Source organism: Croceicoccus ponticola (genome assembly GCF_004004515.1).
GTDB classification, from domain to species: domain Bacteria; phylum Pseudomonadota; class Alphaproteobacteria; order Sphingomonadales; family Sphingomonadaceae; genus Croceicoccus; species Croceicoccus ponticola.
The window spans coordinates 212,716-226,291 of record NZ_RXOL01000002.1; the positions used below are offsets into that span (position 1 = coordinate 212,716).

The window sequence follows — 13,576 nt, forward strand, 5'->3', positions numbered from 1 at the left end:
ACTGCGCGCGCGAAATCAGGCCTGCCAAGACGTTCCTTGGCCTATTCCGCAGGCACGATGCCACGATCGGCATCGGCGTCGCCCGGACGATATGTCAGCAGCATGTTGCGCAGTTTGGGTCCGATCCGTTTTTCGAAACCGTCGGCAAGGCTGAACCCCGCAGGCACGATGACCAACGTCAGCAGCGTCGACAGAAGCAGGCCGCCGATGACGACCGTTCCCATCGGCGCGCGCCACGCCCCGTCGCCGCCCAGCGACAACGCCGTGGGCACCATGCCGGCGGCCATCGCGACCGTGGTCATCACGATCGGCTGGGCCCGCTTGTGCCCGGCATCCAGGATCGCCTTTTTCTTCGGCACGCCGCTTTCCATTTCCTCGATCGCGAAATCGATGAGCAGGATAGAGTTCTTGGCAACGATGCCCAGCAGCATCAGCACGCCGATATAGACCGGCATCGATATCGGCTGGCCGATGAGCACGAGCGCGATCAGCCCACCCAACGGCGCGAGCAGCAGCGACGTCATGTTCACCAGTGGCGACACGACGCGCTTGTACAACAGCACCAGCACCGCAAAGACGAGGAAGATGCCAGTGACGACCGCGATCATGAAGTTGCTGATCATCTCTGCCTGCCACTCGTCTTCGCCCACGGTCGGGTTGGTAACGCCGGTCGGCAGGTTTTCGAGCGTCGGCAGCTTCGCTATCCGTTCCATCGCCGGACCCTTGATCGCGCCGGGCGCAAGGTCGGCGCCGATCAGCACGCGGCGCGACAGGTTGAAACGTTCGATTTTTGTCGGACCTGCGCCAAAGGTGATGTCGGCGACCCGGCCCAGCGGCACCGATCCGCCCGAGGCCGTCGGCACGGGCAGGTTTTCGATCGTCGCGATGTCCTGACGCGATTCCTTGGCAAGGATCACGCGTATCGGGATCTGACGGTCGGACAGGGAAAACTTTGCCGCGTTCTGGTCGATCTCGCCAATCGTGGCGATGCGCACCGCCTGGCTCAACGCAGCGGTCGTCACGCCAAGTTGCGCGGCAAGGTCGGGACGCGGCGTGACGATCAGTTCGGGACGCTGCAGATCAGCCTCGATCCGCGGAGCGAGCAACAGCTCTACGCCACGCATTTCGTCGACGACCTTGTTCGCGGTTTCTTCCAACAACTCGGGATCGGAACCGGCCAACATGACGGTAATGTCACGCCCCGTTCCAAAGCCCCCCGATTGCGACGCGAAACTGATACGCGCATCGGCAAAGGACTGGAATTCTTGCGCCAGCCGACGCTCGAACTCGGTGCTCGTCGTCGTGCGGTCTTTCTTAAGACCGACATAGATGCGCGCGGATCCTTCGGAAACGGATTCCAGAGCGCGCTCGACTTCCGGTTGTTCGTAAAGCAGTTCGGCGACGCGGTCGGCCACCAAGGTCGTCTGCTCCAACGTGGTGCCGGGCACCATTTCGATCCGGACCTGGCTCGTTTCCTGATCGATCGAAGGCTGGAACTGTTGCGGCACGACCATGAACATCACCATCGTGATGACCAGCGCGGCAATCCCACCGCCAAAGGCCCAGAACCGGTGATCGAAAACGCGTGCATGGGCGCGATGGCCAAAGGCGATAAGTCTGGACAATGGGCCGCCATGGTGATTGCGGGACATTCCCGACAACAGTGCGATGACATAGCTGATGCCGAATGTGGCAAGCCCGGCGATCCCGGCATAAAGCAGCGGCTTGCCCAGTGCGGCGCCCGCGGTAATCAAGGCGTTGCCCGAAGAAGGGCCGTAGTCCGCACCGGCAACGCCGACCGGCCCGGCCACGGCGAGCACGAAAATCGCGACGACCAGCGCGGGCACGAACATTTCCGCCCAACGCGCGGGGCGAGCCCGGCGTTCCTCCGCCTTGCTTTCGTCGAGCATGAAGGGGAGCACCTTCATGTAAACGTCCATCAACCGCCCTTCGCCATGTTCGGCATGGCCCTTCGATCGCAGGAAGTAGGCGGCCACCATGGGCGTTATCATTCGCGCCACGGCCAAGCTTATCAACACCGCGCCGACGACGGTCAGGCCGAAATTCTTGAAGAACTGGCCTGAAATGCCGGGCATCATGCCCACCGGCAGGAACACCGCGACGATCGACATCGTCGTTGCCACGACTGCCAGTCCGATTTCGTCCGCCGCGTCGATCGATGCCTGATACGCGCTTTTGCCCATGCGCATGTGGCGCACGATGTTTTCGATTTCGACGATGGCATCGTCGACGAGCACACCCGCGACAAGGCTGAGCGCCAGCAGCGACAGAGTGTTGAGCGTAAAGCCCATCATGTCCATCAGCCAGAACGTGGGTATCGCCGAAAGCGGAATGGCGATGGCGCTGATGATCGTAGCGCGCCAGTCGCGCAGGAACAGAAACACGACGACAATGGCCAGCAACGCGCCTTCGACCAGCGCCTCGATCGAGCTCTTGTACTGTTCCTTTGTGTAGGGGACTTGCGTGTAAAGCGGCGAGATGTGGATGCCCGCGTTGGTTTTCTGCAGTTCGTCGAGCTTCGCCACGGCTCCGTCATAGACGGTGACTTCGGACGCGCCTTTTGCCCGTTGGATGCCGAACGTCACGACCTGCCGGCCACGCAGTTTGGCGATACGGGTCTGTTCGGAATAACCGTCGTTGACGCTGGCGATATCCTTTAACCGGATAATCCGCCCACCCGACAGGTTGATGCGCGTTTCGCCGAGATCGTAGGCGTTGGCTGCATTGCCGAGCACGCGGACCGACTGGCGCGATCCGGCAATTTCGGCCTGTCCGCCCGCAGCATCGGTATTAACCTGCCGCAGCACGGCATTGACCTGCGATGCCGTCACGCCAAGCGACTGCATCTTCTGCGGGTCGAGCACGACGCGGATTTCACGATCCACCCCACCACTGCGTTCGACCGCGGCCACGCCTTCGATCGAAAGCAGGTCCTTCGATACCGTATCGTCGACGAACCAGCTGAGCTGTTCCATCGTCATGTCGTCGGCGGAAATCGCGAAATAGGCGATGGGGCCGGACCCTCCGATATCCACTTTGGTCACTTGCGGATCGAGGATGCCGTCCGGAAGGTCGCTGCGGATCTGGTCGATCGTATTGCGCACTTCATTGGTAGCGTCGTTGGAATCGATGCCCAGTTCGAACTGGACGAACGTCGTGCTCGACCCTTCGTTGGCGGTCGACTGGATTTCGTCCACCCCGTTGATCGACCTTACCGCCGCTTCGACTTTCTGGGTGATCTGGGTGTTGATCTCGCTCGGCGCCGCGCCCGGCTGGACGACGGTGACCGTCACGGCCGGAAAATCGATGTCCGGCATGTCGTTGACATCGAGATCGGCAAACGAGAACATGCCCGCCATCAACAGTCCCGCGAACAGGACGATGGGGACGATCGGGTTACGGATCGACCAGGCAGATAGGTTGCGAAGGTTCACGCCGCCTTGCCCGTCAGCCCGCCGCGCCGGCGCGCTGCGGTTTGACTTCGTCCCCGTCGAACAGGAAGCCGCCGGCACGCAGCACGACGCGTTCGTCGCCGGTCAGCCCTTCGGTTATGGTAATTCCCGCGCCCGTGACAACGCCTGTTTTTACGCCGCGGCGCTTGACGCGATTGTCCTTGCCGACAACGAAGACATAGGCACCGTTTTCGTCATTCTGGATGGCGGATTCGGGCAGGATCGGCGCGCTGACCCCGCCCGTGCCCATCACCGCGGTGGCAAAACCGCCGGGACGCAGGGCCCGGTCATAGGCAAGAGCGATGCGCGCCTCGCCCTGCCGGGAAGTTTCATCGATGGTCGGCGACAGCTGCCATATCTGGCCGGAAAACGTCTTGTCGGAACCGACCGGGCTGACTTCGGCCGATGCGCCGACCGCAAGCCGCGAAAGTTCGCTTTCGCCCACCAGCGCGGCAAGCTCCATCTCTCCGCCGCCCGCGATCAGGAACAGCGGCGTGTTGCCGCCGCTGACGACCTGACCGACTTCGACATTGCGTTCGAGGACAAGGCCGCCCGCCGGAGCCAGGATGTTGAGCCGGGCATTGCGGGCATTGAGTTCGCGCAACTGTGCTTCGGCGACACGGACCCGGGCCACTTCGGCATCGCGGGTCGATGTGAGCCGGTCGACGTCGGCCTTGGAGATGAAGCCGCGATCGACAAGCTTCAACGCGCGTTCCAGGTTCGATTGCGCCAATGCGGCATCTGCCCGGGCGACCTGCACTTGCGCGGCTTGCGCGGCGGCCTGTTGCGATTGCACGGAACGATCGATCACGGCCAGGACCTGACCCTTGCGGACCCAATCCCCTTCATCGACGCGGACCTCGGAAACCTGACCGCCTTCGCCGACAGAGCCGACCGGCAGGGGCTGACGCGCGGCCAGCGTACCGCTTGCGGTAATGCCGCCGACGACGCTTTCGGTTCCCGGCACGATGACGGTGACGACCGGTATCTGGCTGGCTTCGGCCCCATCGACGCCGGCGGAGCCGCCCTTGCCGAGGGAAAGCGCGATGGCGATGGCGACGATCACGAGCAACGCGATCGCACCGCCGATCATCACCTGCTTGCGGCGGCGGCGCTGGGCTTCGCCGTCGTCGATGCCAATGGTGTCGACATCGTTCACGAACACGTCCTGTTCGGAAGTTTCGTCGTGCCGATTATTCAAGCGCGTTTCATATTCCATCGCATCCAACCTGCTGGCGCCTGTGAAAACACGTTGCCTGACGGCAGTGTGTTACCCGTGTAAAGCACCTTAGACAAGCCCCCCGGATCGCGCGGCGATCACAACGGACGTTGCGGGCCCGCCGATATGGCGAGCCCGTTCCGTTTTGCGGGTATCAAGCTATGCCAATCGATACAATCGGTTCGCACGGCTTACTTGCAGAATTGTCAGCGAACGCGACCTCTCTGCACCAGATTGATGATCCCGAGCAGGATGATTGCGCCAAGCAGGGCCGAAATGAACCAGAGCAGCCAGTTGTCGCCGCCACCTACGTTCAACAGTCCGAGAACGAACTTGCCGACAAGTGCGCCGATCACGCCGACGATGATATTCCAGAATATACCCATCGAGGCATCGCGGTTCATGACCATGCTGGCGAGCCAGCCGGCGATACCGCCCACGATGATTACCAGAATCCATTCCACGGGCATCCTCCTTCTTCCATTGTTATGAAAGGGATGATGCCCGGATTACGGCATCGGAGCCATCCTTTTGAGCCGGAAATGGTGCAAAACAGGCGCTACGCACCGGTTTTACCAACGATATCAATACTTCATCTGGCGTTCGTAAAGATCGCGATAGTGCTGAATGCGTGTGACGCGCAGCCCCTTCATGCCCGAACGTTCGACCGCGCGCTGCCATGACGCGAATTCCTCAAGCGTCAGATCGTAACGCTTGCAGGCATCGTCGATGGACAGCAGGCCGCCATTGACCGCCGCAACGACCTCTGCCTTGCGGCGCACGACCCAGCGTTTGGTGCTGGGCGGGGGAAGATCATCCACCGTCAGTGGCTCGCCCAACGGGCCGATAACCATTGCCGCTTTGATGTTCTGGTTCTCGATCATGTACGTCCTCGAGCGTTCCCGTCCCTCGGCGTGGGGGTCGCCGGGGGGGCCATTTCGCCCCCATCTGTGTGAAAGGTGCGATCGGCCTTGCCTGAATGTTTATTACATTCGGAAGACTTAGGATTGCGTAAACGCGAGCCCTCGTCGCTTGCCGATTGTGAAAGCCGGGACAGATCCTCGGCCGCGAAACGCCGTTCGGGCATGTCGCCCGCCACTTGCGCGCCGGCGGCGAGGGAAAAGATCATTTCGGCGGCGCGGGGGTCGAAACTGCCTTCGGCCATTAGCGCGGCGATGCCGTGCAGACCATGCACGTCGCCCAACGAATTGCGAAGATCGCGTTCCGCATCCAGCTTCGCCAGCAATGCGTGCCAGTCGAGCCGCCGCCGTTTGGCGCCGGGTCCGGTCTCGTCAGAGTCCGTCAGGTAGGGGAATCGCGCGAACATCGACGCTACCATGGCGCCGACTTGGTCAAGAACCGGTAAACGCACTGGTCACGAATCATTAGGGAAAACACGCAATGGCCGCCACCTGCATGCCATCGGCGATCCGATCGAACCCGGGCCTTTTGCAAACCGCTCGATAAGTGTAGAGCGCACGCCATGCCCCCGATGCCCGCAGATATTTCGGATTTCGCCGCCGAAGGCAGCGACGCGAGCGATCTTGCCGCCCTGTTCCAGCTTGAACCGCCGCTGGCCGTGCGGCGCATCGTCGTCGCCATGTCGGGCGGTGTCGACAGTTCCGTCGTCGCCGCGCTCGCCGCCAAAAGCGGAGCCGAGGTGATTGGCGTCACGCTACAGCTTTACGATCATGGCGATGCGGTGAAACGCAAGGGCGCGTGCTGTGCCGGTGACGACATTCGCGACGCGCGCGCCGTGGCGGACCGATTGGGCATCGCGCATTATGTCTTCGACCACGAAAGCGCCTTTCGCGAAGATGTGATCGACCGCTTTGCCGACGAATACATGGCGGGGCGCACACCGATCCCGTGCATCCGCTGCAACATGGGGGTGAAGTTCACCGACTTGTTCCGCATGGCGCGCGAACTGGGTGCGGACTGCCTTGCCACCGGGCATTACGTTCAGCGCGTCGTGGGCGAGCATGGCCCCGAACTGCATCGCGCGGCCGACCCGGCGCGCGACCAGTCGTACTTTCTGTACGGCACGACCGACGAACAGCTGGCTTTCCTGCGCTTTCCGCTGGGCGGCCTGCCCAAACCGCAAGTCCGCGCCATAGCCAGCGAACTCGGTCTTGGCGTCGCGAACAAGCCCGACAGCCAGGACATCTGTTTCGTACCCGAGGGCGACTATGCCTCGCTGGTAAAAAAGCTGAGGCCCGCCGCCGCGACCGAAGGCGACATCGTCCACGCGACGAGCGGCGATGTGCTGGGCCGGCACAAGGGCATTATCCATTACACCGTCGGCCAGCGAAGAGGTCTGGAGATCGGCGGTCAGGCAGAACCGCTTTACGTGACCGGCATCGATGCTGCGAACCACGCCGTTCTGGTCGGCCCGAAACGCATGCTGGCCGTCGACGCGATGGAAGTGATCGAGGTCAACCGCATCGGCCCCCTCCCCGACAGTTTCGCGCCCGATGCGCCCCTTTCGGTAAAGGTCCGCTCGCTCGCCAAGCCGGTGCCCTGCCGGGTCGAAGGATCGCTGGGCGGGAACGCCACCGTGCGTGTCGTGTTCGATAATCCCGAATACGGCGTTGCGCCGGGACAGGCCGCGGTGTTCTATGCCGGGGAAAGGGTCGTGGGCGGCGGATGGATCGAGGATACCGAAAAGGTCTCCGGTTAGAGCCGGACCGCAAAAGCCGGGGCACATGGCTCGGCTTGTTGATCGGGTCGTGGATATTCCTTGCGCTTCTGGCTTGGTTCGATCCGTTCGGCATAGGGCGGCACCGATATGAACAGTCGGTCCGCGAACCCGAAATCACCCTTGTCACGCCGAAGCCAGGGATCGCTCTGCCGAAATCCGTCTGGCTTTCGGGCGACGGCTATGGCGCGCGTTTTGCCATGGGCAATATCGCTGACGCGCCGGTGCGGTACGGCACCGAAGATCAGCTCATGCGGTCGAGTTTCGCCACCGGAGGCCCGCAAAGCCTGACCGAGGCGATGGCCTTGCCCGAACAGGCGATCATCACCGATGTCGCACCCGCCGTGCGCGTCGTGCCGTTGATTTCCGGTGGGTACGATCAGTGGCAGGGTGGCGATGAACAGTTGCGGGTATTCGACTTGCCCGAACCTGCCGATACCGAGTTGCGCGGGCCAAAGGAGGGCCGCATCGTGCTGGCCCGCGGCTGTCTGCGGCTGGGCAACGGTGCGGGGCAGCTCGTCGTGCTGGGCCCGCGCGCCAATTCGGTGTTCGTGGATGACGAAGGGTGGCTTACCGTGGGCGGCCTGTCGGGCATGCAAAGCCTGCGCGTCGGAGAGCCTGGGATGATCGGAGTCAACCCGCTGCCGAACAGTCCCGCACTGCAACCCGCGCTCGCCGCCCTGCGCATCCAGTGCGGCGGTTATGAAGGGATCGTGGTGATCGACACCATTGCCCGCACTCCGGTCTGCGACCTGACCGAAGAGCAGGCGGCGCAAAACCGCGCGGCATTGAGCGTGCAGCAGCGCGAATTGACCGACCGCATGACGCAAATGCGCGAAAGCCAAGTTTCCGCCTGCATGGCGCAGGGGAAAACCCGGCTGTCCTGTCAGCGATCCATTCCGCCGATGCCGCCCCCGCCCGGAATGTCGCCGGATCAGGGGCAAATACTGCACAGGGGCCGCGCGCCCGGCGACATGTGCATTCCGCAGGGTCAGGTGCCCGTAGGCAAATGGTCTCGCGATCAACCGTCGTAGGGTTCGAGCACGCAGCCCCACCCTTCGCGCCAAGTCGCGGTCGTGCTGGACAACAAAGGGACGCTGGCCGTGACCGATTTGGCATCGTCGTCCGCGCTCAGCGAGACCGCGCCCATGCCGTCGACGAAATCTTTTTCGCAATCGCCGATCTCTCGCCCCGCGACATAGCGGCACGAACAACCGACCCGCGCGCCGAACGCGGTGCCCGCCTCTGCCTGCATCGTCAGCGGTTGCCAGCCCCAGATGGCGGATACGCCGATCAGCGCGCCCGCACCCAATGCCAGTTTCGTCTTGCGACGTTCGGGCTGGCGCGCGGCGGGACGTTGTTGTGCGGATTCGCGGGCGGAGGATGAATTGCCGGTGGGCATCGTGGTTTGCGGCTTGCCTTGCAGGGTCGATGTGTTGGACAGGCGGCACGATGCCGCCTCGCCTGCTCCCTATCCTTGCCGCCGCGCTGCTGCCAGTCCTTTGCGCCTGCAATGCGACAGGCGGCGCCGAAGACTTGCCGCCGCCGTCCGACGAATCGCTGGCCTCTGTTGCCAAGGGCGATGCCGGCGCGTCGCGCGAAGGGCTGGCCCGCGCCATCGACGGCGTTTTTGCCGATGATGTCGGCGAAACGCGTGCGCTGGTGGTGATGCACGACGGTAAGATCGTCGCCGAACGCTATGCGCCGGGTTATGGCCCGAACACACGCCACGTCGGCTGGTCGATGACGAAGACCGTGACCGGCGTCGTCATCGGTATGCTGATCGCGGACGGTTCGCTGGCGCTGGATCAACCCGCCCCCCTGCCCCGCTGGCAACGCGCCGGCGATCCGCGCGCTGACATCACCGTGCGCCACCTGCTGCAGATGCGATCCGGCCTGCGCCATGCCGAAGATGCCGATCCGTCGTGGTCGTCGGATTCCGCGCGAATGCTGTTTACCGAAGGGCGCAGCGACGTGGCCAATCACGCAGAGACTCAGCCGCTCGATGCCGATCCGGGCAAGCACTTCACCTATTCCACGGCGTCGAGCGTGATCCTCGCCGATGTCGCGACCCGCGCGCTGACCACATCTGACAATGCGGACGACCGGCGCGATGCGATGGCGGGGTACTTGCACGAACGGCTGTTCGGGCCACTGGGCATGGCCAGCGCGGTCCCCGAATTCGACGCGCACGGCACGTTCGTCGGCGGCAGCATGGTGCATGCCACGGCCCGCGACTGGGCGAAATTCGGCGAGATGATGCGGCAGGGCGGCGTTGCATCAAACGGCGTGCGCGTGATTCCGCGCAGCTGGATCAGGTTCATGACCACGCCAGGCCCGCGCGATCCGGCCTATGGCGCGCACGTCTGGCTGAACCGCGAACGACCCGAAGGGCGCGATCCCGTGCTGTTTCCGGGGCAGGCATCGGACAAGCTGTTCGCAATGCTCGGCTTTCACGGCCAATATTGCGTGATCTCGCCCGAACAGGACCTCGTGATCGTGCGGCTGGGTATTTCGAAAGGCGAAGAACAGGACCGGTTGAACGAAGCGATGGCCGCGCTCATCGCCCGCTTTCCTGCTTCCTGAACGGGTCAGTCCAAATTTCGCGGCCTAATACCGGAACAGGCCCTCTACGATCGTGACGCATGGCCCGCCGAGCCATGCCGTATTGCCGTCCAACCGACACGTCAGCCGCCCGCCGCGCCGCGACGCCTGAAATGCGGTGAATTCGGGCCGGCCCAGTCGATCGGTCCAGAACGGGGTCAGCACGGCATGGGCCGAACCGGTGACGCTGTCTTCATCCACCCCGGCGCCCGGCACGAAAACACGGCTGACGACGTCGGTTTCGTGCCCCGGCGCGGTGCAGATGAACTGGTGATCGCCCAGCGCAGCCAGCGCCTTCATGTCGGGTGACAGAGCGCGCACGGTCGCTTCGTCATCGAACAGGAACACGTTGTAGCGGTCGGGCGACCGGACGATGACGCGCGGGGTCGCGCCTAATCCGGCGACCGCGGCGGGAAATTCGCCCGGCGCGGTGGGAATGGCGGGCAGTGCGACTTCGTATCCGGCGCCCTCCTGTTCGGCACGGCGCACCGTCAGCACGCCGGCATGGCGCGTCATGAACCGCACTGAATCGCCCCCATCACGGGTCAACACGACATGTCCCGCCGCCAAAGTCGCATGACCGCACAGGCGGATTTCACAAGTCGGGGTGAACCAGCGCAACTGCCAATCCGCCTCTGGCCCGTCATGCGGCACGAGGAAGGCGGTTTCGGCAAAGTTGTTTTCGTCCCCGATGCGCTGCATCGTCACATCGTCGGGAAACCCCGCGTCATAGATCATCACCGCGGCCTGATTGCCGGTGAAAGGCTCACCCGCAAACGCGTCGACATGCCAGAACGGGATGGCGGGCATTATGACGCCGCGTCGGCGTGCGCCGTCGTTCCGTCGGTCCGCACGTCGGCGTCGACCCCATGGCTCAACAAATCGACCGGAATGCCCGCATCCGATTCGATATGGCCTTCGGGGTCGGTGTGGATGAGGAATTCGGTGTCGGGAAATTCGGTCAGCAGTCGCGCTTCGATGGCATCCATCACGTCGTGCGCTTCGGCCACCGTCATCTGTGGATCGACGGTAATGTGAAACTGCGCGAAATCATGCATGCCCGCCGTCCGTGTGCGTAAGTCGTGCAGTCCGTGCAGGTCGGGATTGTCGCGCACCGCATCCAGCAGTCGCTGCCGCTTTTCGATCGGCCATTCCCGATCCATCAGGTTGTCGACCGCCTGCTGGCTGGCCTGCCAGGCGTTCCACCCCAGCCACAATGCGATGGCCAGCGCAAAGATCGGGTCCGCGCCGGTCAGCCCCGCATATTGGTCGAGCGCCAGCGCGCCGATGACGCCGATGTTGAGCAGGATATCGGACTGGTAATGCACATGGTCGGTCTGAATCGCGACGCTGCCCGTTTTGCGAATCACATGTCGCTGCCATGCGAGCAGGACTACGGTCGCCCCCATCGCGATCAGCGACACGGTGATGCCCATGTCGGCTTCCTGCACCTTCGCCCCGGTCAGCCACACGCTGATCGCCCGCGCGGCGATGCCGACGGCGGATATCGAGATCAGCACGACCTGCACCAGAGCCGCCAGCGCCTCTGCCTTGCCGTGCCCGAAACGGTGGTCGTGATCGGCCGGCATGGCCGCGACCCACACGCCGATCAGGGTGACGAGGCTGGCCACGATGTCGAGCGCGGTATCGGCAAGGCTGCCGAGCATCGCGGTCGATCCGGTCTGCGCGGTGGCATAGATCTTGAGCGCCAGCAGCATCGCGGCGACCGACATGCTGGCGATCGCCGCGCTGCGCGTCAAAAGGCTGCGCTGCGCCGCGTTTTCCGACGTGGCCGTAGAGGCGGACACGGCGCTCACGGATAGAGAAGCGTGCTAGCCCACCCGCCGCCGCTGCGCGTAAAGCGGCGGCGTTCGTGCAGGCGGAACTGGCGATCCTGCCAGAATTCGATGGCCTGCGGGATCAGTCGGTATCCGCCCCAATGCGATGGCCGGGGCACGTCCTTGCCTTCGTACTGCCGTCGCACGGTTTCAAAGCGGTCGAGAAATTCACGCCGCTCCGCCATCGGGGCGGACTGGTCCGACGCTTGCGCGCCCAGCTGCGAATCGCGCGCACGGCTGGCGAAATAGCTGTCGGCCATCGCCGGGGTCACCGGCTCCAGCGGCCCTTCGATGCGGATTTGCCGGCGCAGGCTTTTCCAATGGAACAGCAGTGCGGCCTGCGGATTGGCGGCAATCTCGCCACCCTTGCGGCTAAGCTGGTTGGTGTAGAATACAAAGCCGCCACCATCGCCCAGATCGGCGCCATGGCCCTTTAACAGCACCATGCGCACCGATGGCGCACCGCTCGGGCTTGCGGTGGCCAACGCCATCGCATTTGCGTCGTTGGGCTCGCTTTCGCGCGCTTCGGCAAACCATTCTTCGAAAAGACGGAAGGGATCGCCGGTCGGGATCGCATCTTCGGCCAGGAGTTCGGGTTCCACTTGAGTGCCAGTCCGGTTGTTCGAGTTAGTTGCGAAATGCGCAGGTTTCGTCGCCTTCACCCTGCGGTGCCAACATAGGCATGCGCGCGGTTCCAAGCAAAGGTCCGTTGCGTAAAGTCCAAAGGCTACCTAGCTATTCGCACATGGCCGATCCCTATACGATCCTCGGCGTGCAGCGCACCGCCAGCGAAAAGGACATAAAGTCCGCTTATCGCAAGCTGGCAAAAGAGCTGCATCCCGATAAGAACAAGGACAATCCCAAGGCATCGGAGCGCTTTTCCGACGTCACGAAAGCGTACGACCTGCTTTCGGACAAGGACAAGCGCGCGCAGTTCGATCGCGGCGAAATCGACCTTGAGGGCAATCCCCAGATGCCGTTCGGCATGGGCGGTCAGGGTTTTGGCGGCGGTCGTCGTCCGGGCGGCGCGGGCGGTTTTCCCGGCGGCGGCGGCTTCGGAGGCGAGGAAGTCGACCTGTCGGACCTGTTCGAAGGGATTTTCGGAGGCAGCCGTTCGGCACGTGGCGGGCCCGGCGGCATGGGCGGCGGAATGGGTGGCGGAATGGGCGGGGGGCAGCGCCGCGCTCCGCCAAAAGGCGCGAACGTCCAGTATCGCCTTGCCGTGCCGTTGATCGACGTGGCCAATCTTGCGCCGCAGCGAATCACGCTGTCGGACGGAAAGACCATCGACCTGAAATTGCCCAACGGTGCCGAAGACGGCACTCAGATGCGGCTGACCGGCAAGGGTGAGCCCGGCCCCGGGGGCAGTGGCGACGCGCTCATCACCATTGTCGAAAAGTCCCACGCATTCTTTCATCGCGATGGCGACGACGTGCGGCTCGAACTGCCGATCACGCTGGACGAAGCGGTGAATGGCGCGAAGATCAAGGCGCCGACGACCAGCGGCGCGGTAATGCTCACCATCGCGCCCGGCAGCACGTCGGGCAAAGTCCTGCGGCTGAAGGGCAAGGGCTTTACCCGCAAGGACGGCAGTCGCGGCGATCAGCTCGTCACGCTCGCAATCGACATCCCCGAAGCCGACGTCGACCTGAAGAAAAGGCTGGACGGGTGGAGCGATGCGCGCGCCATCCGGGCGAAGCTGGGCGTGTGATCGCGACAATCGACCTTACCCCGATGCCATCGG

At 63.6% G+C, this 13,576-nt stretch carries 13 protein-coding genes; 4 read left to right on the plus strand and 9 right to left on the minus strand.

Annotated elements, in window-relative coordinates; all coding sequences use genetic code 11:
- Positions 1-41 precede the first annotated feature (41 nt).
- From EKN06_RS07015 to EKN06_RS07035, 5 genes are all read right to left on the minus strand, one after another.
- Positions 42-3,455 (minus strand): efflux RND transporter permease subunit, encoded by a 3,414-nt coding sequence (locus EKN06_RS07015; protein ID WP_127612187.1) that lies wholly within the window; start codon positions 3,453-3,455, stop codon positions 42-44.
- A 13-nt stretch (positions 3,456-3,468) separates the two neighbouring features.
- A complete protein-coding gene (locus tag EKN06_RS07020; RefSeq protein WP_127612188.1) occupies positions 3,469-4,692 on the minus strand; it encodes an efflux RND transporter periplasmic adaptor subunit in 1,224 nt (407 codons plus the stop codon).
- A gap of 206 nt (positions 4,693-4,898) precedes the next feature.
- Positions 4,899-5,156, minus strand: coding sequence for a GlsB/YeaQ/YmgE family stress response membrane protein (locus EKN06_RS07025; protein WP_164843981.1), 258 nt, complete (start codon positions 5,154-5,156; stop codon positions 4,899-4,901).
- Positions 5,157-5,276: 120 nt separating this feature from the next.
- Positions 5,277-5,576 (minus strand): CtrA inhibitor SciP, encoded by a 300-nt coding sequence (sciP, locus tag EKN06_RS07030; protein ID WP_127612190.1) that lies wholly within the window; start codon positions 5,574-5,576, stop codon positions 5,277-5,279.
- The gene (locus tag EKN06_RS07035; RefSeq protein ID WP_127612191.1) at positions 5,573-6,019 is read right to left on the minus strand and encodes a hypothetical protein; all 447 of its coding nucleotides are present in this window, start codon (positions 6,017-6,019) and stop codon (positions 5,573-5,575) included. Before EKN06_RS07035 ends, sciP begins: the two co-directional genes overlap by 4 nt.
- A gap of 165 nt (positions 6,020-6,184) precedes the next feature.
- On the opposite strand from EKN06_RS07035, the gene mnmA reads away from it, so the two are divergent.
- Positions 6,185-7,372 carry a tRNA 2-thiouridine(34) synthase MnmA gene (gene mnmA / locus EKN06_RS07040; RefSeq protein ID WP_205693847.1) on the plus strand — a complete coding sequence of 396 codons (1,188 nt, stop codon included), beginning with the start codon at positions 6,185-6,187 and terminating at the stop codon, positions 7,370-7,372.
- A gap of 35 nt (positions 7,373-7,407) precedes the next feature.
- Positions 7,408-8,424: a hypothetical protein gene (locus tag EKN06_RS07045; protein WP_127612193.1), complete on the plus strand. Its 1,017-nt coding sequence runs from the start codon at positions 7,408-7,410 to the stop codon at positions 8,422-8,424.
- On the opposite strand, the gene EKN06_RS07050 is transcribed toward EKN06_RS07045, so the two are convergent.
- Positions 8,412-8,792, minus strand: a complete 381-nt coding sequence (locus EKN06_RS07050; protein ID WP_240654655.1) for a hypothetical protein — start codon at positions 8,790-8,792, stop codon at positions 8,412-8,414. The genes EKN06_RS07045 and EKN06_RS07050 overlap by 13 nt on opposite strands.
- A 50-nt stretch (positions 8,793-8,842) precedes the next feature.
- Here EKN06_RS07050 and EKN06_RS07055 point away from each other — a divergent pair, with 50 nt between their 5' ends.
- Positions 8,843-9,976, plus strand: a complete 1,134-nt coding sequence (locus tag EKN06_RS07055; RefSeq protein ID WP_127612194.1) for a serine hydrolase domain-containing protein — start codon at positions 8,843-8,845, stop codon at positions 9,974-9,976.
- A 24-nt stretch (positions 9,977-10,000) separates the two neighbouring features.
- Here EKN06_RS07055 and EKN06_RS07060 read toward each other — a convergent pair whose 3' ends face one another.
- The 3 genes from EKN06_RS07060 to pdxH are packed head-to-tail and all read right to left on the minus strand — an operon-like array spanning position 10,001 to position 12,434.
- Entirely contained in the window at positions 10,001-10,804 is an 804-nt protein-coding gene (locus tag EKN06_RS07060) for a PhzF family phenazine biosynthesis protein (RefSeq protein ID WP_127612195.1), read from the minus strand.
- Positions 10,804-11,802, minus strand: coding sequence for a cation diffusion facilitator family transporter (locus EKN06_RS07065; protein WP_276317274.1), 999 nt, complete (start codon positions 11,800-11,802; stop codon positions 10,804-10,806). Before EKN06_RS07065 ends, EKN06_RS07060 begins: the two co-directional genes overlap by 1 nt.
- A gap of 5 nt (positions 11,803-11,807) precedes the next feature.
- Positions 11,808-12,434 (minus strand): pyridoxamine 5'-phosphate oxidase, encoded by a 627-nt coding sequence (gene pdxH / locus EKN06_RS07070; RefSeq protein ID WP_127612196.1) that lies wholly within the window; start codon positions 12,432-12,434, stop codon positions 11,808-11,810.
- Between the two features lie 143 nt (positions 12,435-12,577).
- On the opposite strand from pdxH, the gene EKN06_RS07075 reads away from it, so the two are divergent.
- Positions 12,578-13,543 carry a DnaJ C-terminal domain-containing protein gene (locus EKN06_RS07075; RefSeq protein ID WP_127612197.1) on the plus strand — a complete coding sequence of 322 codons (966 nt, stop codon included), beginning with the start codon at positions 12,578-12,580 and terminating at the stop codon, positions 13,541-13,543.
- Positions 13,544-13,576: the final 33 nt, after the last annotated feature.

Coding starts and splice junctions, on each gene's coding strand:
- EKN06_RS07020 (WP_127612188.1), bottom strand. CDS start 4,692: ATGGAATATGAAACGCGCTTGAATAATCGGCACGACGAAACTTCCGAA.
- sciP (WP_127612190.1), bottom strand. CDS start 5,576: ATGATCGAGAACCAGAACATCAAAGCGGCAATGGTTATCGGCCCGTTG.
- EKN06_RS07035 (WP_127612191.1), bottom strand. CDS start 6,019: ATGTTCGCGCGATTCCCCTACCTGACGGACTCTGACGAGACCGGACCC.
- mnmA (WP_205693847.1), top strand. CDS start 6,185: ATGCCCGCAGATATTTCGGATTTCGCCGCCGAAGGCAGCGACGCGAGC.
- EKN06_RS07050 (WP_240654655.1), bottom strand. CDS start 8,792: ATGCCCACCGGCAATTCATCCTCCGCCCGCGAATCCGCACAACAACGT.
- EKN06_RS07055 (WP_127612194.1), top strand. CDS start 8,843: ATGCCGCCTCGCCTGCTCCCTATCCTTGCCGCCGCGCTGCTGCCAGTC.
- EKN06_RS07060 (WP_127612195.1), bottom strand. CDS start 10,804: ATGCCCGCCATCCCGTTCTGGCATGTCGACGCGTTTGCGGGTGAGCCT.
- EKN06_RS07075 (WP_127612197.1), top strand. CDS start 12,578: ATGGCCGATCCCTATACGATCCTCGGCGTGCAGCGCACCGCCAGCGAA.